At 65.0% G+C, this 18,716-nt stretch carries 14 protein-coding genes and 1 riboswitch; of the genes, 12 read left to right on the top strand and 2 right to left on the bottom strand.

The features are described 5' to 3' along the window. Positions 1-19: 19 nt before the first annotated feature. From BUQ73_RS08975 to BUQ73_RS08950, 6 genes are all read left to right on the top strand, one after another. On the top strand, positions 20-2,137 hold the full coding sequence (locus BUQ73_RS08975) for a TonB-dependent receptor (RefSeq protein WP_079227518.1): 2,118 nt from the start codon (positions 20-22) through the stop codon (positions 2,135-2,137). Positions 2,138-2,385: 248 nt separating this feature from the next. Beyond that, positions 2,386-3,552: a DUF1624 domain-containing protein gene (locus BUQ73_RS08970; RefSeq protein WP_079227517.1), complete on the top strand. Its 1,167-nt coding sequence runs from the start codon at positions 2,386-2,388 to the stop codon at positions 3,550-3,552. 28 nt (positions 3,553-3,580) lie between these two features. After that, a riboswitch (cobalamin riboswitch) is annotated at positions 3,581-3,781 on the top strand. A 108-nt stretch (positions 3,782-3,889) separates the two neighbouring features. Continuing rightward, positions 3,890-4,900 (top strand): ABC transporter substrate-binding protein, encoded by a 1,011-nt coding sequence (locus BUQ73_RS08965; RefSeq protein ID WP_079227516.1) that lies wholly within the window; start codon positions 3,890-3,892, stop codon positions 4,898-4,900. Next, positions 4,897-5,913, top strand: a complete 1,017-nt coding sequence (locus BUQ73_RS08960) for a FecCD family ABC transporter permease (protein WP_079227515.1) — start codon at positions 4,897-4,899, stop codon at positions 5,911-5,913. Before BUQ73_RS08965 ends, BUQ73_RS08960 begins: the two co-directional genes overlap by 4 nt. Continuing rightward, entirely contained in the window at positions 5,910-6,698 is a 789-nt protein-coding gene (locus BUQ73_RS08955) for an ABC transporter ATP-binding protein (RefSeq protein WP_079227514.1), read from the top strand. Before BUQ73_RS08960 ends, BUQ73_RS08955 begins: the two co-directional genes overlap by 4 nt. 17 nt (positions 6,699-6,715) lie before the next feature. Next, a complete protein-coding gene (locus tag BUQ73_RS08950; protein WP_079227513.1) occupies positions 6,716-8,065 on the top strand; it encodes an OprD family porin in 1,350 nt (449 codons plus the stop codon). A 12-nt stretch (positions 8,066-8,077) separates the two neighbouring features. Here the strand turns inward: BUQ73_RS08950 and BUQ73_RS08945 are convergent, their stop codons facing one another. Beyond that, the gene (locus BUQ73_RS08945; RefSeq protein WP_079227512.1) at positions 8,078-8,578 is read right to left on the bottom strand and encodes a GNAT family N-acetyltransferase; all 501 of its coding nucleotides are present in this window, start codon (positions 8,576-8,578) and stop codon (positions 8,078-8,080) included. Between the two features lie 110 nt (positions 8,579-8,688). Here BUQ73_RS08945 and BUQ73_RS08940 point away from each other — a divergent pair, with 110 nt between their 5' ends. The 6 genes from BUQ73_RS08940 (at position 8,689) to BUQ73_RS08915 (ending at position 15,435) form a co-directional block, all read left to right on the top strand. Next, positions 8,689-9,168 carry a hypothetical protein gene (locus BUQ73_RS08940; protein WP_079227511.1) on the top strand — a complete coding sequence of 160 codons (480 nt, stop codon included), beginning with the start codon at positions 8,689-8,691 and terminating at the stop codon, positions 9,166-9,168. A 333-nt stretch (positions 9,169-9,501) separates the two neighbouring features. Continuing rightward, positions 9,502-10,278, top strand: coding sequence for a ParA family protein (locus BUQ73_RS08935; RefSeq protein WP_079227510.1), 777 nt, complete (start codon positions 9,502-9,504; stop codon positions 10,276-10,278). Positions 10,279-10,393: 115 nt separating this feature from the next. Continuing rightward, the gene (locus BUQ73_RS08930) at positions 10,394-10,804 is read left to right on the top strand and encodes a DUF2946 family protein (protein ID WP_027919886.1); all 411 of its coding nucleotides are present in this window, start codon (positions 10,394-10,396) and stop codon (positions 10,802-10,804) included. 68 nt (positions 10,805-10,872) lie between these two features. After that, entirely contained in the window at positions 10,873-13,023 is a 2,151-nt protein-coding gene (locus BUQ73_RS08925; RefSeq protein WP_079227509.1) for a TonB-dependent receptor, read from the top strand. A 208-nt stretch (positions 13,024-13,231) separates the two neighbouring features. Beyond that, positions 13,232-13,951, top strand: a complete 720-nt coding sequence (locus BUQ73_RS08920; protein ID WP_237772760.1) for a hypothetical protein — start codon at positions 13,232-13,234, stop codon at positions 13,949-13,951. A gap of 149 nt (positions 13,952-14,100) precedes the next feature. Then, positions 14,101-15,435, top strand: coding sequence for an MFS transporter (locus tag BUQ73_RS08915; RefSeq protein WP_079227507.1), 1,335 nt, complete (start codon positions 14,101-14,103; stop codon positions 15,433-15,435). A gap of 131 nt (positions 15,436-15,566) precedes the next feature. Here BUQ73_RS08915 and BUQ73_RS08910 read toward each other — a convergent pair whose 3' ends face one another. Further along, on the bottom strand, positions 15,567-18,704 hold the full coding sequence (locus BUQ73_RS08910; RefSeq protein ID WP_079227506.1) for an efflux RND transporter permease subunit: 3,138 nt from the start codon (positions 18,702-18,704) through the stop codon (positions 15,567-15,569). Positions 18,705-18,716: the final 12 nt, after the last annotated feature.

The following is an 18,716-nucleotide window of genomic DNA, read 5'->3' as shown; positions in this document are numbered from 1 at the left end:
CCTGCAGCAGTGGAACGACATGTCCCGATTCATCAAGCTTCACCCTCTGGCGGCCTGCCTGGCCGTTACCCTGCCAGCCCTGGCCGACGAACCTGTGCTGAACCTCCCCTCCACGGCCATCACCGATACCCGTGACCCACAGCAGGTCGACCTGGCCACGCCGACCGAGGCCGGTTCACGGCTGAACCTCAGCGCCCTTGAAACCCCGGCCAGCACCAGCAGCATCACTGCCGAACAGATCGAGCAACGCAATAACCTCACCGTGCAGGACGCCGTGACTCGCTCACCCGGCATCACCTTCATCGGCAACCCGGGCGATGGCGGCACTGGCCTGTCGGCACGCGGCTTCACCGGCCACGGCTCGGTGATGACCCTGTTCGACGGCGCGCGCCTGTACACCGGGGCCGGCACCCAGACGTTCCCGGTCGACCCGTGGATGGTCGAACAGATCGACGTGATCCGCGGCCCTGCTTCGGTACTGTATGGCGAAGGCGCCACTGGCGCAGTGATCAACGTGATCCCGAAGAAACCGTTCGTTGGCGACATCCACAACCGCCTGCGCCTGGGCTACGGTTCCTGGGACCGCCAGCAGTTGGGGCTGGACAGCGGCGGCAGCCTCAGCGAACGCCTGAGCTACCGCCTGACCCTGAACCAGCAGGCCGGCAACGGCTGGGTGGATCGCACCGACTCACGCAGCCTGGCGCTCAGTGCCGCGCTGCGCTTCGATGCCAGTGACGACCTCAGTTTCACCCTGGCCCACGAACGCGGCGACGCCCAGCCGGCCAACTACTACGGCACGCCGCTGATCGACGGCCAGTACCGCAGCAGCCTGCGCAAGAAGAACTACAACATCCAGAACGACGTGCAGCGCTACCACGACGAGTGGACCCGCTTCACCACCGACTGGACGCTCAACGACCACATCAGCGCCAGCAACCAGCTGTACTACATCAAGAGCCGCCGCCACTGGCGCAATGCCGAAAACTACAGCTGGGACGACGATCGCCAGCAGCTGGAGCGCCAGAGCTACCTGGAGATCAAGCACAACCAGGAGCAGATCGGCGACCGCCAGACCTTCACCTTCGACCACAGCCTGTTCGGGCTGGCGAGCAAGACGCTGGTTGGGGTCGAGTACAACAAGGTGCGCTTCAACGTCGACAGCAACCGCCCTTACAACGATGTGGGTGGCGACTACATCGACCCGTGGCAGCCGACCCCGGGCTGGTTCCACAGCGACTCGCCAACCCGCCCGCAGACGCTGTCCACCACCCACACCTTCGCCCTGTTCGCCGAGAACCGCCTGCAGCTCAGCGAGCGCCTGTCGCTGGTGACCGGCGTGCGCCGTGACCAGAACCATATCGACCGCGACAACCTTATCGACGGCAGCCGCAGCGACCGCAGCCTGCAGGGCGGCAACTGGCGCGCAGGGTTGGTGTTTGCGGTCACCGACAACCTGTCGCTGTATGGCCAGTACTCCACCAGCGAGGACGGCGTGGACAACCTGGTCAGCCTCAGCCCGACGCAGATGCACTACGACCTGACCGAGGCGAAGCAGACCGAGTTGGGCCTCAAGCAGCGCTTCTGGGAGGGCCGTGGCGAGTGGACGCTGGCGGCGTTCCATATCGTCAAGAACAAGCTGCTGGTGGATGACCCGATCACCCACGAGGCGCAGCAGGCCGGGCAACAGACCTCCGATGGTCTGGAGGCGTCGCTGGAACTGGCCTTGGGGCAGCAGTGGCAGGTGTCGGCCAATGCCTCGCTGGTGCGGGCCAAGTTCGATGATTTCGACGAGGTGGTCGATGGTGTGGCCCAGGACCGCGCTGGCAACCGGCCGGCCAATGTGCCGCGACGCACGGCCAACCTGTGGCTGAGCAAGGGTTTTGGCCAGCAGGTGGAAGCCGGGATTGGCGCGCGGTATGTGGATGAGCGTTATGCCGACACGGCCAATAGCCAGAGTGCGCCGGGGTATACCGTGGTCGATGCGAACATCGGCTGGCAGGTGCTGCCGGATGTGCGCCTGGGGTTGCAGGTGAACAACCTGTTCGACCGGGAGTATGTGGCCTCGGTGTTCAGTGGCGAGCAGTGGGTGATGGGCGCACCGCGGTCGTATTTTGCCACCGTGGATTACACCTTCTGATCTGAGTCGCCGGTACTGGCCTCTTCGCGGGCAAGCCCGCTCCCACAGGAATACCATCCTCTGAGCAATTGTGATGAACCTGTGGGAACCACAGGAGGCCATTCACTCGGAAATGGTGGTGAACCTGTGGGAGCGGGCTTGCCCGCGAAGAGGCCAGCACAGGCAACACAAAAACAGCTATCAACCTTAAATGAAATAGTTATAAGATAACGTTTCATTTGACATTCATTCCTGCCTGCGACCCCTCCATGACCAGCGCCTCAGCTACCCCCACCCTGCTCACCCAGCGCCTGCAGAGCATCGATGCCCTGCGCGGCCTGGTGATCCTGTTCATGCTCCTCGACCACGTGCGGGAAACCTTCTTCCTGCACCGCCAGGTCAGTGACCCGATGGCCATCGATGCCACCGACCCATCGCTGTTCGCCAGCCGCACCCTGGCCCACCTGTGCGCCCCGGTATTCGTCTTGCTCACCGGCCTGTCGGCCTGGCTGTATGGCGAGAAGTATCAAGGCCGCAGCGATGTCTCGGCGTTCCTGTTCAAGCGCGGGCTGTTCCTGGTGGTGCTGGAATTCACCCTGGTCAACTTCGCCTGGACCTTCCAGCTGCCGCCGAGCGTGGTCTACATGCAGGTGATCTGGGCCATCGGCGTAAGCATGATCGCCCTGTCGCTGCTGGTGTGGCTGCCGCGCCCTGCCCTGCTTGCCCTGGGCGCGCTGATCATCGCCGGCCACAACCTGCTCGATGGCCTGCACTTCGGCGTTGAGTCGGCCATGCATGCGCCGTGGGCGATCCTGCATGACCGGGGCTGGCTGGAGATCTCGGACAACCTGCGCCTGCGCACCTCCTACCCGGTGCTGCCGTGGATCGGCGTGATTGCCCTGGGCTACGGCCTCGGCCCCTGGTTCGCGCGTGGCAGCGAAGCCGGCGAGCGTCAGCATCGGCTGCTGATCACCGGCGTCATCGCCCTGCTCGGCTTCATGGTGCTGCGCATCTACAACGGCTACGGCGAGGCGCCATGGAGTGGCTACCCGACCGTCACCCAGACGCTGATGAGCTTCTTCAACATCACAAAATACCCGCCTTCACTGCTGTTCCTGGCCCTGACCCTGGGCTGCGGCCTGCTGTTGCTGCGCGCCTTCGAGCGCGCCGGGCTGGCCCGTTGGGTCAGCGCCCTGGCGGTGTTCGGCGCGGCACCGATGTTCTTCTACCTGCTGCACCTGTACGTGCTCAAGTTGCTGTACCTGGCCTGCGTGGCACTGCTCGGCCTTAACCACGGTGACTACTTCGGCTTCGACGGCATTGGCGCAGTGTGGCTGGCCGCGCTGCTGCTGGCGGCGGCGCTGTACCTGCCGGTGCGCGGTTTTGCCCGGCTCAAGGCGCGGCGGCGCGACATCCGCTGGCTGAAGTACTTCTGATTTGACCTTTTGCCCGGCGGCCTGATGGTCTACCATGCGGCCCGCCGGTTTCCACCACGGAATCAATAGGGAATCCCGGGCCCGCCCCAGGCGTGCCAAACGGAACTGCCCCCGCAACTGTAAGTGCCGAGCCTGCTCCATCGATGCCACTGGATCAACCGATCCGGGAAGGCCGGAGCCGGGCGACGACGCACCAGTCAGGAGACCTGCCGGCGAACATTCACCAACCGGCGGGGTGTCCGGGATGGCCATCCGTGTTGCCTCTGCGCCTGCAGGGGCTCGGCGATGCCTGTCCGTGCGTTCCTCACCAGAACTGTCCGACAGGAGATCGCCCAGCATGCTGCCCCGTATCACCGCCTTGCTCGCCGGCCTTAGCCTCACCGGCCTGGCCCAGGCCGCCGCCACCCACTACCCGCTGACCATCAACAACTGCGGCGCACCACAGACCTTTGCCCAGGCGCCCCAGCGCGCGGTCACCATCGGCCAGGCCGGCACCGAAATGCTCTACGCCCTGGGCCTGGGCGACAAGCTGGCCGGCACCTCGCTGTGGTTCAACAACGTGCTGCCCGAGTTCAAGGCACTCAACGACAAGGTACCGCGCCTGGCCGACAACGAACCCAGCTTCGAGGCCGTGGTCGGCAAGCGCCCGCAACTGGTAGCGGTGCAGTTCGAGTGGATGGTCGGTGCCCAGGGCGCAGTCGCTACCCGTGAACAGTTCAGCGAGCTGAAGATCCCGACATACCTGCTGCCCTCGGACTGCGAAGGCAAGGACAACCTGGTCGGCGCCGACGGCACCCGCCTGCAGGCGTTCAAAGTCGAGAGCATCTACGACAGTGTCAGCCAGTTGGCCGAGATTTTCGACGTACAGGAGCGCGGCGCCGCACTCAATGCCGACCTCAAGGCACGCCTGGACAGCGCGAAACAGCAACTGAGCGGCAAGGACCTGGCCAACACCTCGGCACTGTTCTGGTTCTCCAGCGCCAACCTCGACATCGACCCCTACGTTGCCGGCCGCCAAGGCGTGGCCGACTTCATGTTGCGCACCCTGGGCGTGCGCAACGTGGTCGAGTCCACCGAGGAGTGGCCGACCGTAGGCTGGGAAACCCTGGCCAAGGCCAACCCGACCTGGCTGATCATCGCGCGCATGGACCGCCGTCGTTTCCCCGCCGACGACTACCAGAAGAAGCTCGAATTCCTCCACAGCGACCCGGTGACGAAAAACATGGACGCGGTGAAACACAACCGCATCATCATCCTCGACGCCGACGCCATGCAGGCCGGCATCCGCCTGTTCCGTGGCCTGCAGACCCTGTCTGCGGCCTTCGCCAGCGGTCACGCGGCGCAGTGATGAGAGCCCTGCCCTACAGCGCCCTGGCCCTGCTGGCCCTGCTCGCGGCCGTGCTGGCCGGCACCGCCATCGGCGAGACCAACCTGTCGCCGAGCGTGGTCTGCCAGGTGCTGGCCAACCACCTGTGGCAGGCCGGCTACCCGGTCGACCCGATCGATGCCGGCATCGTCTGGAACTACCGCCTGACTCGCTCGCTGGTCGCCGCTGCCTGCGGTGCGGGGCTTGCGACCTGCGGGGTGATCCTGCAGGCGCTGTTGCGCAACCCGCTGGCCGAACCGTACCTGCTGGGCCTGTCCGCAGGCGCCTCGACCGGCGCGGTGCTGGTCGGCCTGCTGGGGCTGGGCAGTTTCGCCCTGAGCATGTCCGGCGGCGCCTTCATTGGTGCCCTGGCAGCGTTCGCCCTGGTGCTGGTGCTGGCCCGCGCCGCCGGGCCAGGCAGCAACAATGCACAGGTGATCCTCGCCGGTATCGCCGGCTCGCAGCTGTTCAACGCCCTCACCGCCTTCCTCATCACCAAGTCGGCTACCGCCGAGCAGGCCCGGGGCATCCTGTTCTGGCTGTTGGGCAACCTCAGCGGCGTGCGCTGGCCGTCGGTGTGGCTGGCCGTACCGGTGGCCTTGTTCGGGCTGGTGGTGTGCCTGTGGCACCGCCGGGCGCTGGATGCCTTTACCTTCGGCGCCGACTCTGCGGCGTCGCTGGGTATCGCCGTGCGCCGCAGCCAGCTGCTGCTGATCAGCTGCGCGGCGCTGGTGACGGCGGTGATGGTGTCCATTGTCGGCGCCATTGGCTTCGTCGGCCTGGTCATTCCCCATGCCTTGCGCCTGCTGCTCGGCCCGGGCCATAGCCGCTTGCTGCCGGCCAGCGCCCTTGGCGGGGCGTTGTTCCTGATTGCCGCCGATATCCTCTCGCGCACGTTGATCCCCGGCCAGGTGATCCCGGTGGGCGTGGTCACCGCGCTGCTCGGCGCGCCCGTATTTGCCTTGATCCTGGTCAGCCGACGGGGGCGCCCATGACGGTCATGAACAGCGCGCAACTGGCGCCTCTCGCGTGTAGCGGCCTGGGCTTGCAACTGTCGGGCAACACCGTGCTGTGCAACATCGCACTCAGCGTGGTGGCCGGTGAAACCTTGGCCATCGTCGGCCCCAACGGTTCAGGCAAGTCGTCCCTGCTCAAGTTGCTGGCCGGCCTGCGCACACCAGGCACTGGCAGTGTTCAGTTGCTTGGCGAGCCGCTGGCAGGCCTGCCGCGCCGGCGTATCGCCCAGGCCCTGGCGCTGGTCGAGCAACAAGCCGACACCCTCGATGCGATCAGCGTGTTCGATGCCGTTGCCCTTGGCCGTACGCCGTGGCTATCGGCGCTGGCACCGTTTTCCAGGGAAGACCGCGCCATCGTCGAACAGGCCCTGGCCGACCTTGATGCAGCGCATCTGCGCACACGTATCTGGAGTTCGTTGTCTGGCGGCGAGCGCCAGCGCGTGCACATCGCCCGCGCCCTGGCCCAGCGCCCCAAGGTGCTGCTGCTCGACGAGCCGACCAACCACCTCGACATCCAGCACCAGCTCAGCCTGCTGCAACAGGTGCAGGCACTGCCGGTAACCACCCTGGTGGCCCTGCACGACCTCAACCAGGCGCTGACCTGCGACCGCGTGGCGGTGCTCGACAAGGGGCACCTGGTGGCCCTTGGCAAGCCGCTGGAGGTGCTCACCCCCGAACGCCTGCTGAGCACCTTCGGCGTGCACGCCCACTACCTTACCGACCCCTTCGATGGCGCGCGCATCCTGCGTTTTCGCGCCCCCTGAACCAGGAAGTTCCCGACATGTCGTTGCGCCCCGCCGCTGTTCTGCTGTCCCTGCCATTGGCAGGTCTGGCCCCGTTCGCCCTCGCGGACTCGGCGCAGTCGCAAAGCGGCGGCTTCATTGAAGACAGCAGCTGGAGCATCCTCAACCGCACGGTCTACGACCAGCGCGATTACAAACACGGCGGCCGCAACAGCAGCGCACGCAATGCCTACAAGCCACGCAGCGAACGTAATGGCCTGGCCGAAGAATGGGCCTACGGCCTGATGGGCACGCTGCAGTCCGGCTTCACCCAAGGCCTTATCGGCGTCGGCGTGGATGCCCACGCCTACCTCGGCGTGCAGCTCGACAGCGGCGGCGGCCGTGCCGGCAAGGCGCGCCTGCTGGGCCTGGACAACGACGGCCAGCCGAAGAACGAATACAGCCGTGGCGGCGCGGCGTTGAAACTGCGGGTGTCCAACACCGTGCTGTCCTACGGCGAGCAGCGAGTGAAGACGCCGGTGTTCAGCTCCTCCGACAGCCGCCTGCTGCCGGAAACGGCCACCGGTTTCTTCCTTGCCAGCAACGAAATCGACACCGTCAAGCTGGTCGCTGGCCACTTCAACGAAAGCACCGACCGCAACGCGTCCAGCCACGATCAGGGCTTCGTGGTGAACTACTCCGACGGCCGCCAGGGCAACAGCTTCGACCTCGCCGGCCTGGTATGGAACCCCGGCGCCACCTTCAGCGGCAGCCTGTACACCTCGCGCTACGAAGACACCTGGAACCAGCACTACCTCGGCAGCACCATCACCCACGCGCTGGACGACCGCCGCAGCCTGAGCCTGGACCTCAACCTGTACCGCACCACCGATACCGGCAAGGCGCTGTCCGGGCGTATCGACAACACCACCTGGAGCCTGGTCTCGCGCTACAACCAGGGCCCGCACGGCTTCAGCCTCGGCTGGCAGCAGGTGGATGGCAACACACCGTTCGACTACGTCACCCGCGGGGCGATCTACATCGCCAACGCCGTGCAGATGTCCGACTTCAACGCACCGAACGAGAAGTCATGGCAGGCGCGCTACGACCTGAACATGGGCGGCTACGGCGTGCCGGGGCTGAGCCTGAGCGCCTTGTATGTACGCGGCTTCGATATCGACGGCACCCACGTCGCCCCCAACGGCGGCTATGCGTACCTGGGTTATGGCAAGGGTGGCAAGCATTGGGAGCGCGACCTTGAGGCCAACTATGTAGTGCAAAGTGGCAAGGCCAAAGGCACCACATTCTCGCTGCGGCACAACGTGCACCGGGGCAATACGGCCCAGGCGGAGCTGGATGGCGACCAGATCCGCCTGGTGGTGGAATGGCCGTTGTCCGGCAGTTTCTGACAGGCCGCAGGCTTATCCGGCCAGCCAGTGTTCCATGTGCGTCGTGCGCCAGACCGGGTCGTCTTCCACATCGATCAGCGCAAAACCCTGCCGCTCCCAGAAGCGGATCGCGCCGGGCAGAAACGGGTGGGTATGCAGATACAGGCATTCGACCGCTGAGGCACGGGCGTGCTCACGCAAGGCGGCGAACAGGGCCGCGGCCAGGCCAAGCCGGCGGTATTCGGGCAGCACGAACAGGCGCACCACTTCGACCACGTGCTTGCCGTGGTAGTCGAGTTGGGCGAAGCGGTGGTCGTAGGGCAGATAGCCGATGCCTGCGATCAACCGGCCCTGATCGCGGGCTTCAAGGAAATGGCCTGCGCCTTCCAGGTAAGTCTCGGCAAAATGAGCGAGGTCCTTGGGCAACGGTGAACCCGCCAGCATCGGGAAAAGCCCACGGCGGGCGCTGTCGATGAAGGCCACGACTTCACTGATACAAGCGTGGCTGGGCGGTTGGATGGTCCAGTGGGTCATGAGCGTGCAAACGTAGCTTGAGCGACCGGTTTTTCTACCTCAAGGGCTGCTAGCTGGCAACCCGACACCGCTATAATCCCCCCTCTGCAATACGCGCCCAAGGCCACCCCATGCCCCGCATCCAGAAGTTGCTGTTACCCCTGCTGTTGATTGCCGCACTCGCCGCCTGCGACCAGAAGCCCACCCGCGAACAGCAGATACTGGCCAACCTGCCGCTGCAGGAGGCCTACGACCACAACATTGAACGCATGGCCACGCTGCTCACCCGCACCCACCCGCAGCTGGATGCCGCCACGATCAGCAATGTCCTGCGCAAGCACCTCACCGTCGAGGACCAGCGCCAGGACCTGTTCAAGCTCTACAGCGAGAAAAACTTCACCGATGCTGAATTTGCCACCATCGTCGCCGCCACTCGCGACCCGGCCAAGGCCAAGGCGCTGGAAGAGACCGAAGAAGGCAAGCGCCTGAGCGACAAGCTCACCGGCCTGATGCGCGAGACGGCGCGGGACGAAAAGGTCCAGGCCCTGGCCGAGCAGCGCATGCAGCAGGTCGAGGATGAACTGCAGGAGCTGGAGGGGGCAGGCTCCTGACTTGGCAACCTGGCACCGGCTTCGCCGGTGTTCGCGGGCAAGCCCGCTCCCACAGAAATATCACAGGCCTGAAGAGTAGAGATCACAGGTCCAGAGTGCAGATCACAAGCCCAGAGGGCGAAGGTATTCCTGTGGGAGCGGGCTTGCCCGCGAAGAGGCCGGCACAAGCTTGGATTGATCGTTCTGTAGAGCGCAGAGGCCGCGGAACAGACAGCTTGCACTTCGAGAAAGATGAACTTAACTGTTGTAACAAAGCTTGTCATAAAACTGTCGTCTTTCGGTCATAGGATTGACCCCAACCTGACATTTCCCCTCTTCATGGATGAGCGTCTCATGCGTCGTGTGGTTTTCAATCAGAAAGGTGGCGTCGGCAAATCGAGCATCGCCTGCAACCTCGCCGCGGCCAGTGCCGCCGAAGGCTATCGCACGTTGCTGGTCGACCTCGACCCCCAGGCCAACGCCACCTACTACCTCACCGGGCTGACCAACGACGCCATCCCCGCCGGCATCGCCGACTTCTTCCGCCAGACCCTCTCGCCGGTCACCGCCACCGGCAAGAAGCACCGCGTGGCGATCACCGAAACCCGCTACGACAACCTGCACATGGTCACCGCCAGCCCCGACCTCAGCGACCTGCAGAGCAAGCTGGAGAGCAAGTACAAGATCAACAAGCTGCGCAAGCTGCTGGTGGAGCTGGGCGAGGACTACGAGCGGATCTACATCGACACCCCGCCAGCGCTGAACTTCTACACATTCAGCGCCCTGGTGGCCGCCGAGCGCCTGCTGATTCCGTTCGACTGCGACAGCTTCTCGCGCCAGGCACTGCTCAGCGTCATGGCCGAGGTCGAGGAACTGCGCCAGGACCACAACCCGGCGCTGCAGGTGGAAGGCGTGGTGGTCAACCAGTTCGCCGGGCGCACCGCGCTGCACCAGACCCTGGTTGAACAGTTGCGCGACGAAGGCATGCCAGTGTTGCCGGTGTACCTCAGCAGCTCGATCAAGATGCGCGAATCGCACCAGGTTTCGGTACCGCTGGTGCACATGGCGCCACGCCACAAGCTGGCGCAGGAATTCGTCGAGCTGCTGGACGTGCTCGAACGCGCCGCCTGAGCTGCGACAACCCTGTGGGAGCGGCCTTGTGTGGCGATTGGGCTGCAAAACAGCCCCCGGATGCTCCACTCAAAAGGACTACCCTGCCGTTCGTCCGAGTGATAGATTCGCCGCCATGAAAATCACCCGGCACACCCGCACGCTGACTGCCTGGACGCTCTATGCCAGCGTCCTGTTCAGCCTGTTGCTGTGCGGCCTGCACCACGGCCAGATGGGTGGCCTGCGCCTTGCCGGCCTGGAAGGTGGTTTCTGCTCGATCAACAGCGAGCACGGTGTGGCCATCGACCTTGACGGTGCCGGCAGCGACCAGCACATGGCCCAGCTCGATTGCCCGGTGTGTTCCTCGTTCGGCCTGGCCGTGCCACTTGGCAGCGGCGGCTGGTCGTTCAGCCCGGCGCAAGCCACTGCCACCTCGCCCATCGTCGTGCGCAGCTGGGCGCAGCCGCCGCCCCGTTACCAACGCCCTGCCCTCACCCCTCGCGCTCCCCCTGCCATTTTCCCCGCAGCCGTTAATCATTTCGCCTGACTTGAAGCGGGCGCGCCTGCCTGCGCGCTCGCCGTCAGCCATGACCTTTGCGTGGAAGACCCAACAACATGCTCCGCAAGACCTCCCTGGTGCTCCTCATGGGCACCTGCACCTTCGCCTGGGCGGATGACGCAGCCGTCGAACTCAGCGCCACCACCATCGATGGCGAGCGCGATGCACCCTCCGGCGTGCAACTAGACGAGCCGATCCGCACCGGCTCGCGGCTGGGCCTCACCGCTCGGGAAACACCTGCCTCGGTAAGCGTCTCGGACCGGCGCGTCATCGAAGCACGCGGTGCCAAGGACAGCCAGGACGTGATCAACGCCATGACCGGCGTAAACGCTTCGGCCAACCCCGGCTACGGTGGCTTCGTCAGCTACCGCGGCTTCACCCAGAACCAGGTCAGCCAGCTCTACAACGGCATCAACCTCGGTTACAGCAGCGCCACCCGGCCGGTGGATGCCTGGGTGCTGGACCGCGTCGAGCTGCTTGGCGGGCCGTCATCGTTCCTGCATGGCGCAGGTGCCGTGGGTGGCTCGATCAACTACATCACCAAGACCGCCACCCGAGACCAGCAGACCATCGACGGCCGCGTGCGCTATGGCAGTTACGACGACTCGGAAGTAGCCTTTGGCATCAACCAGGCCCTGGCCAGCAACCCGGCCGATGCCCGCCACTTCATGCGCCTGGATTTCAGCCACACCGACGGCAATGGCTACATCGACCGCAACCAGCGCAAGACCGACAGCCTGGCGTTTTCCCTGCTCAGTGACCTGACGCCCAACCTGACCCATACCCTGGCGCTGGAATACCAGGAAGACCGTGAGGACAGCCCGTACTGGGGGGCGCCGATCCTGCCGGGGCGCAGCACCATGAAAATCGACAACAGCCGCCGCTTCGAAAACTACAACGTTGCCGACGGCCGTTACGAGCAGCGGGTACGCTGGCTGCGTTCGCTGCTCGATTACCAGTTCAGCGACAGCACCAGCGTGCACAACACCCTTTACCACTACAGCGCCCAGCGCGATTACCGCAACGTCGAGCGCTACAGCTACACCAGCGACGGCAACGTGCAGCGCGCCAGCCCCTACCTGCAGCGCCACGAACAGAGCGTGCTGGGCGACCGCATCGAGTTGCGCCACGACATTCAGCTGTTCGGCCTGGCCAGCCAGTGGTCGCTGGGCCTGGACTACTCGCACATGCGCCAGAGCGTCTACCCGACTTCCGGGAGCTGGAGCGATGAGGTCGACCCGGACCACTTCGACCCCGGCAGCTTCTACGACATCCCCGGGGTGAATGCCGGGCTGACCAAGCAGCGCCGGCATGTCACCAGCAACCGTGCCGTGTTCGCCGAAAACCGCCTGCAACTCACCGAGCGCCTGGCCCTGCTCACGGCCCTGCGTTACGACTACCTGGACATGGAGGTGACCAACTACGGCGCAGTGACACCGACTTCACCGGCTTACTTCGAACGGCGCTGGGAACCGCTGTCCGGGCGTATCGGCCTGACCTACGAACTGACGCCGTCGGCCAGCCTGTACGCCCAGTACAGCACCGCCGCCGACCTGCCAGCAGGCTCGCTGGCGGCGGCCACCTACGCCAACGTCGGCACGTTCGACCTGTCCAAGGGCGAGCAATGGGAAGTGGGCAGCAAGTTCGACTTCCTCGATGGGCGTGGCGCGGCGACCGTGGCCCTGTACCAGATCGTGCGCAAGGACTTTGCCGTACGCGATTCGAGCAACCCCAACCTGACGGTCCAGGCCGGCCAGCAGACCTCGCGCGGGGTCGAGTTGTCCGGGCGGCTGCAAGTCACGCCGAAGCTGCTGGCCGAGGGCAACTATGCCTACGTCGACGCCCAGTACGATGAGTTCAACGAAGCGGTCAACGGCGTATCGGTATCGCGCAAGGGCAATGCCCCGGTCAACGTGCCGGCCAATGTCGCCAACCTGTGGCTCACCTATAGCTTCACGTCGGCCTGGTCGGCGGGGGTGGATGCCCGCTATGTCGGCTCGGTGTACGCAGACAATGCCAACACCCTCAAGGCGCCGGCCTACACGCTGTTCGGCACCTTCGCCCGCTACCGGCTGGATGAGCACACCACGATCACCGGGCGGGTGCGTAACCTGACCGATGAGGTGTATGCCAAGCAGGCCTATGGGCTGCAGTACTACATGGGGGCACCGCGGACCTTCGAGGTGGCGGTGGACATGCGCTTCTGACGCTCAAGTCTGTGCCGGTGACCCCACCGGCACAGACTTTAAGAAATCTCCTACCCGCCTGATGCTCAATTCCTATCTCGTCATCAGTGATAATGTGCAACCTCATCCACGCCGGCACATGAAGCCCCGGCTCAGGCAATTCAAGGAAGTTCCCGTTTTGAAAGCGCTCGTGTCGAACTCGCTGTCTCCCGTTTTTCTGGCTGCTGCATTGCTCCTTTTGCCTGGCTGCCAGAGCCATGTCGAGCCCAAGGTGGATCCACAGGCCCGCAAAACCTTCGTGAGCGACATGCAGCAGGCCCTGAAGCTTGGCATCGCCACGGCAGACACCGACGAGCAGGTCGGCGTGGTCATGCTGTCGGTCAAGCTCGACCAGCACTCCGCCCCCACCCGCTGCAAGGCCAGCAAAGCCCCGGTCGGGTTGGAGATGCAACTGCCTGCCGACGTGAAGCGCTCGGATTTCAAGTCACTGGCCAGCATGGTCGAGGCGCAATGCTGGAAGACCATCTACCCTGTGGTACCCGAAGGGCTGCGCGATGAGGACGGCACCGTGGAAGTGCGCGCACCGATGTTCGTGCTGCTGCCCGCCGCCGCGCAAGCCCCCGGCACGGCACGGCGCCAGGTCATCGCGCAACGCCAGTACTTCTGGCAGCACCTGCTGCGCGACCAGCCGGTGACCAGCATCGGCAGGGTCTCGGTGTATTACCAGGCCAACGCCCAAGGCAAGGTCGAAGAGTGCCTGGTGCAGATCTACCCGCACCCGCTGCGGCCGAATGACTTTCGCCTCGACGGCAAGCTCCAGGCCCAACTCAACAACCGTTGCCTGGCCATGGACCTGAGCCGCCTGCCAGGCTTTTCGCCAGACATGCATGGCGTGGCCAAGGGCTACAGCGAACTGGAATACGCACCGTGGCGAGTCGGCCGGCAGTAACCGCCCCTGGTCAAAACAGATATCCCGATGTCGCCCTGAACGAAGCACCCTGCTGCGCTACTCGGTCTACTGGCCCTGATAACAACGATGGCGCGCCCTGAGCGCGCCACATTCATTCAGGCTGCCTATGGAAACCGGAGAGCTTCCGTATGTCTGCATCGCATGAGGTATCCCCCGCCACCCTGCGCAGGGTCATCGCCGCCTCGGCCATCGGCAACTTCGTCGAATGGTTCGACTTCGCCGTCTATGGCTTCCTCGCCACCCTGATCGCCAACCAGTTCTTCGCCAGCGAAGATGCCAGTGTCGCCCTGCTCAAGACCTTCGCCGTGTTTGCCGTGGCCTTCGCCTTGCGCCCGCTCGGCGGCATCGTGTTCGGCGCCCTCGGTGACCGCCTTGGGCGCAAGCGCATCCTGTCGCTGACCATCCTGCTGATGGCCGGCTCCACCACCTTGATCGGCCTGCTGCCGACCTACGCCAGCATCGGCCTTGCCGCACCGGCGCTGCTGACCCTGGCGCGCTGCCTGCAGGGCTTTTCCGCCGGTGGCGAATACGCCGGCGCCTGTGCCTACCTGATGGAGCACGCGCCGCAGAACAAGCGTGCGTTCTACGGCAGCTTCGTACCGGTCTCGACCTTCTCAGCCTTTGCCTGTGCAGCGGTGATCGCCTATGGCCTGGAGGCTAGCCTGTCGGCCGAAGCGATGGCCGCCTGGGGCTGGCGTATCCCGTTCCTGGTGGCCGCACCGCTGGGGCTGGTGGGCTTGTACCTGCGCTGGCGTATGGAGGAAACCCCGGCGTTCCGCGAAGCCATCGCCCAAGGCAAGGAGCATGAACATTCGCCGCTCAAGGAAACCCTGCGCAACCACGGCCGGGCAATTCGCAACCTGGGCATGTTCATCTCGCTGACAGCCCTGTCGTTCTACATGTTCACCACTTACTTCGCGACCTACCTGCAGCTGGTCGGCAACCTGACCCGTGCCCAATCGCTGCTGGTAACCACCGTGGCGCTGCTGTTCGCGGCCGTCGGTTGCCCGTTGGCCGGGGCCTTTTCGGACCGGGTCGGGCGGCGCAAGACCATTGGTTTCACCTGCCTGTGGGTGATGCTCTGTGTGTTCCCCGCTTACTGGCTGGCCAGTTCCGGTTCGATGTCGGGGGCGCTGCTGGGGGTGATCCTGCTGGCAGTAGGGGCGCTGTGCAGCGGCGTGGTGACGGCGGCGTTGCTCTCGGAGAGCTTCCCGACCCGTACCCGCTATACCGCTTCGGCGATTACCTACAACGTGGCCTACACCCTGTTTGGCGGTACCGCGCCGCTGGTGGCGACCTGGCTGATCGGGCAGACCGGCAGCAGCCTGGCGCCGGCGTTCTACCTGGTGGTGATTGCGCTGGTGGCGTTGGTGGGCGGGTTGGCGTTGCCGGAGACCTCGCGGATATCGTTGCATGATGAAACGGGTAGTGATGTAAGCCCTGCTGTTCGCACTTCGAGTTGATACCCTTGGGGCTGCTTTGCAGCCCTATCGCGACACAAGGCCGCTCCTACAAGATATCGCATGCCCTGTAGGAGCGGCCTTGCCGGGGCGCCGGACCGGTCGGAAAGGGCCGCAGAGCGGCCCCGGCGATCTCAATCCTCTTCACGTCGATAAGCCCACTGGTACAAGGCCGGCAACACCAGCAAAGTCAGCGCCGTGGAAGACAGAATCCCGCCAATCACCACCGTCGCCAGCGGCCGCTGCACCTCAGCCCCGGTACCCGTAGCCAAGGCCATCGGAATGAACCCGAGCGACGCCACCAGCGCGGTCATCAGCACCGGCCGCAAGCGTGTCAACGCCCCCTCCTCGACCGCCGCACGCAATCCACGCCCCTCTTCACGCAGGTTACGGATGAAGGCGATCATCACCAACCCATTGAGCACCGCCACCCCGGACAAGGCGATGAAACCCACCCCTGCGGAAATCGACAACGGGATATCCCTCAGCCAAAGCGCCAGCACCCCGCCCGTCAAGGCAAACGGAATCCCGGTGAACACCAGCAGGCCGTCCTTGAGGTTGTTGAACATCATCAGCAGCAATGCCATCACCAGCAGCAGCGCCACCGGCACCACCACCCGCAGGCGCTCGGCCGCCGACTGCAGCTGCTCGAACTGGCCGCCCCAACGGGTCCAGTAACCCGGCGGGATCTGCACCTGCTCGCGCAGGGTCTGCTCGGCCTGCTCGACGAACGAGCCCAGGTCACGCCCGCGCACGTTGGCGCTGACCACCACCACGCGCTTGCCATCCTCGCGGCTGACCTGGTTCGGCCCCAGTTGCAGGTTCAAGGTGGCCACCTGCGACAGCGGGATGAAGCCGATCTGTGCCGCACCGGCTGCTGCGCTGGCGGGCACCGGAATCAGCAGGCTGCCCAGGCCATCGACATCGGTACGCAGGGTTTCGGACAGCCGCACCACCATATCGAAGCGCCGATCGCCCTCGTACAACGTACCCGCCGTGCGCCCGCCAACGGCAATGGCGATGGCGTCTTGCACGTCACCTACATTCAGGCCGTGGCGCGCGGCCTTGTCGCGGTCGATGTCGATGGTCAGCACTGGCAGGCCGGTGGTCTGCTCGACCTTCACTTCCGAGGCGCCCGGTACCTGTTGCAGGCTGCTGGCGATCTGCGCGGCGGTGCGGTTGAGCACGTCCATGTCATCGCCAAACACCTTTACTGCCACATCACTGCGCACGCCGGAGATCAGTTCGTTGAAACGCAACTGGATCGGCTGCGACAGCTCGTAGTTGCTGCCCGGCACACTGGCGGCAGCGCGCTGGACTTCAGCGATCAGTTCCTCGCCGGGTTTGCCCGGGTCGCCCCATTGCTCACTCGGGCGCAGCATCACGTAGGCATCGGAGATGTTCGGTGGCATCGGGTCGGAGGCGATCTCGGCGGTACCGGTACGGGCGAATACCCGCTCCACTTCCGGCACCTGGGCGATGATCGCCTGCTCCAGGCGCTGCTGCATGTCCACCGACTGCGACAGGCTGGTGCCTGGCACGCGCAGTGCCTGCAAGGCAAAGTCGCCTTCGCTGAGGCTGGGGATGAACTCGCTGCCCATGCGGCTGGCCATGACCCCGGACAACAGCACCAGCCCTGCGGCGCCGGCGAACGCCAGCCTGCGCCGCCCCAGCACCCAGCCGAGCACCGGCGCATAACGCTGGCGGGCGGTGCGCATGACCACGCCCTCTTCTTCCTTGACCTTGCCGGTGACGAACAACGCGATGGCCGCGGGCACGAAGGTCACCGAAAGGATCATGGCCCCCAGCAGTGCCATCACCACAGTGAAGGCCATCGGGTGGAACATCTTGCCCTCGACCCCGGTCAGGGCAAAGATCGGCAGGTACACCACCATGATGATCAACTGCCCGTAGATCAGCGGCCGACGCGCCTCGCGGGCGGCGGCGAACACCTCATGGAAGCGTTCGGCACGGGTCAGCATGCGGCCATGACGCTGCTGGGCATGGGCCAGGCGGCGGATGGCGTTTTCGACAATCACCACCGCGCCATCGACGATGATGCCGAAGTCCAGGGCGCCGAGGCTCATCAGGTTGGCGCTGACCTTGTTGCTGAACATGCCGGTGAAGGTGAACAGCATCGACAGCGGGATGACCATGGCCGTGATCAGCGCAGCACGAATGTTGCCGAGGAACAGGAACAGCACGGCGATCACCAGGATGGCGCCTTCGACCAGGTTCTTCTTCACCGTGGCAATGGCTTTTTCCACCAGGTTGGTGCGGTCGTAGACCGTCACCGCGACCACGCCCTTGGGCAGGTTGCGGTTGATCTCGGCGAGCTTGGCGGCCACCGCCTGGGACACCGTGCGGCTGTTCTCGCCGATCAGCATGAACACGGTTCCCAGCACCACTTCGCGACCGTTCTCGGTGGCCGCGCCGGAGCGCAGCTCTTCGCCCAGCCCTACCTGGGCAACATGGCTGACGCGGATCGGTGTGCCATCGACGCTGGAGATGACGATGTTGGCGATGTCCTCGGCCGAGGCCACCTGCCCCGGCGCGCGGATCAGCAACTGCTCGCCGTTGCGCTCGATGTAGCCGGCGCCGACGTTGGCGTTGTTGCGCTCCAGCGCCGCGATCAGGTCGTTGAGGGTGAGCTTGTAGGCCGCCAGGCGCTTGGGCTCGGGGGCGATCAGGTACTGCTTGGCGTGGCCGCCGATGCTGTTGACCTCGGCGACACCGGGCACGTTGCGCAGCTGCGGCTTGATGATCCAGTCCTGGATCACCCGCAGGTCGGTCGCCGTGTAGGGCGTGCCGTCATCCTTGAGCGCGCCCTCCTGGGCCTCCACCGTCCACAGGAAGATTTCGCCCAGGCCCGTCGAGATCGGCCCCATGCCGGCATCGATACCCTCGGGCAATTGCTCGCGGGCCACCTGCAGGCGCTCGTTGACCAGTTGCCGGGCGAAGAAGATGTCGGTGCCATCGTCGAAGATCACCGTCACCTGGGACAGCCCCGAGCGCGACAGCGAACGTGTCTGCTTCAGGCCCGGCAGGCCCGCCATGGCGGTCTCGATGGCGAAGGTGATGCGCTGCTCGGTCTCCAATGGCGAATAACCCGGCGCGGCCGTGTTGATCTGCACCTGGACGTTGGTGATATCAGGCACCGCATCAATCGGCAGCTTCTGGTAACTGTGGATGCCCACGGCAGCCATCAGCACCACGGCGAGCATCACCACCAGGCGCTGCTCGATGGCGAATTGGATCAGGCGTTCGAACATGCAAGCGTCCCC

It is taken from the genome of Pseudomonas putida (genome assembly GCF_002025705.1).
GTDB lineage: Bacteria > Pseudomonadota > Gammaproteobacteria > Pseudomonadales > Pseudomonadaceae > Aquipseudomonas > Aquipseudomonas putida_J.
Note: the sequence above shows the minus strand (reverse complement) of the source record. Positions and strands in the feature narration are given on the sequence as shown.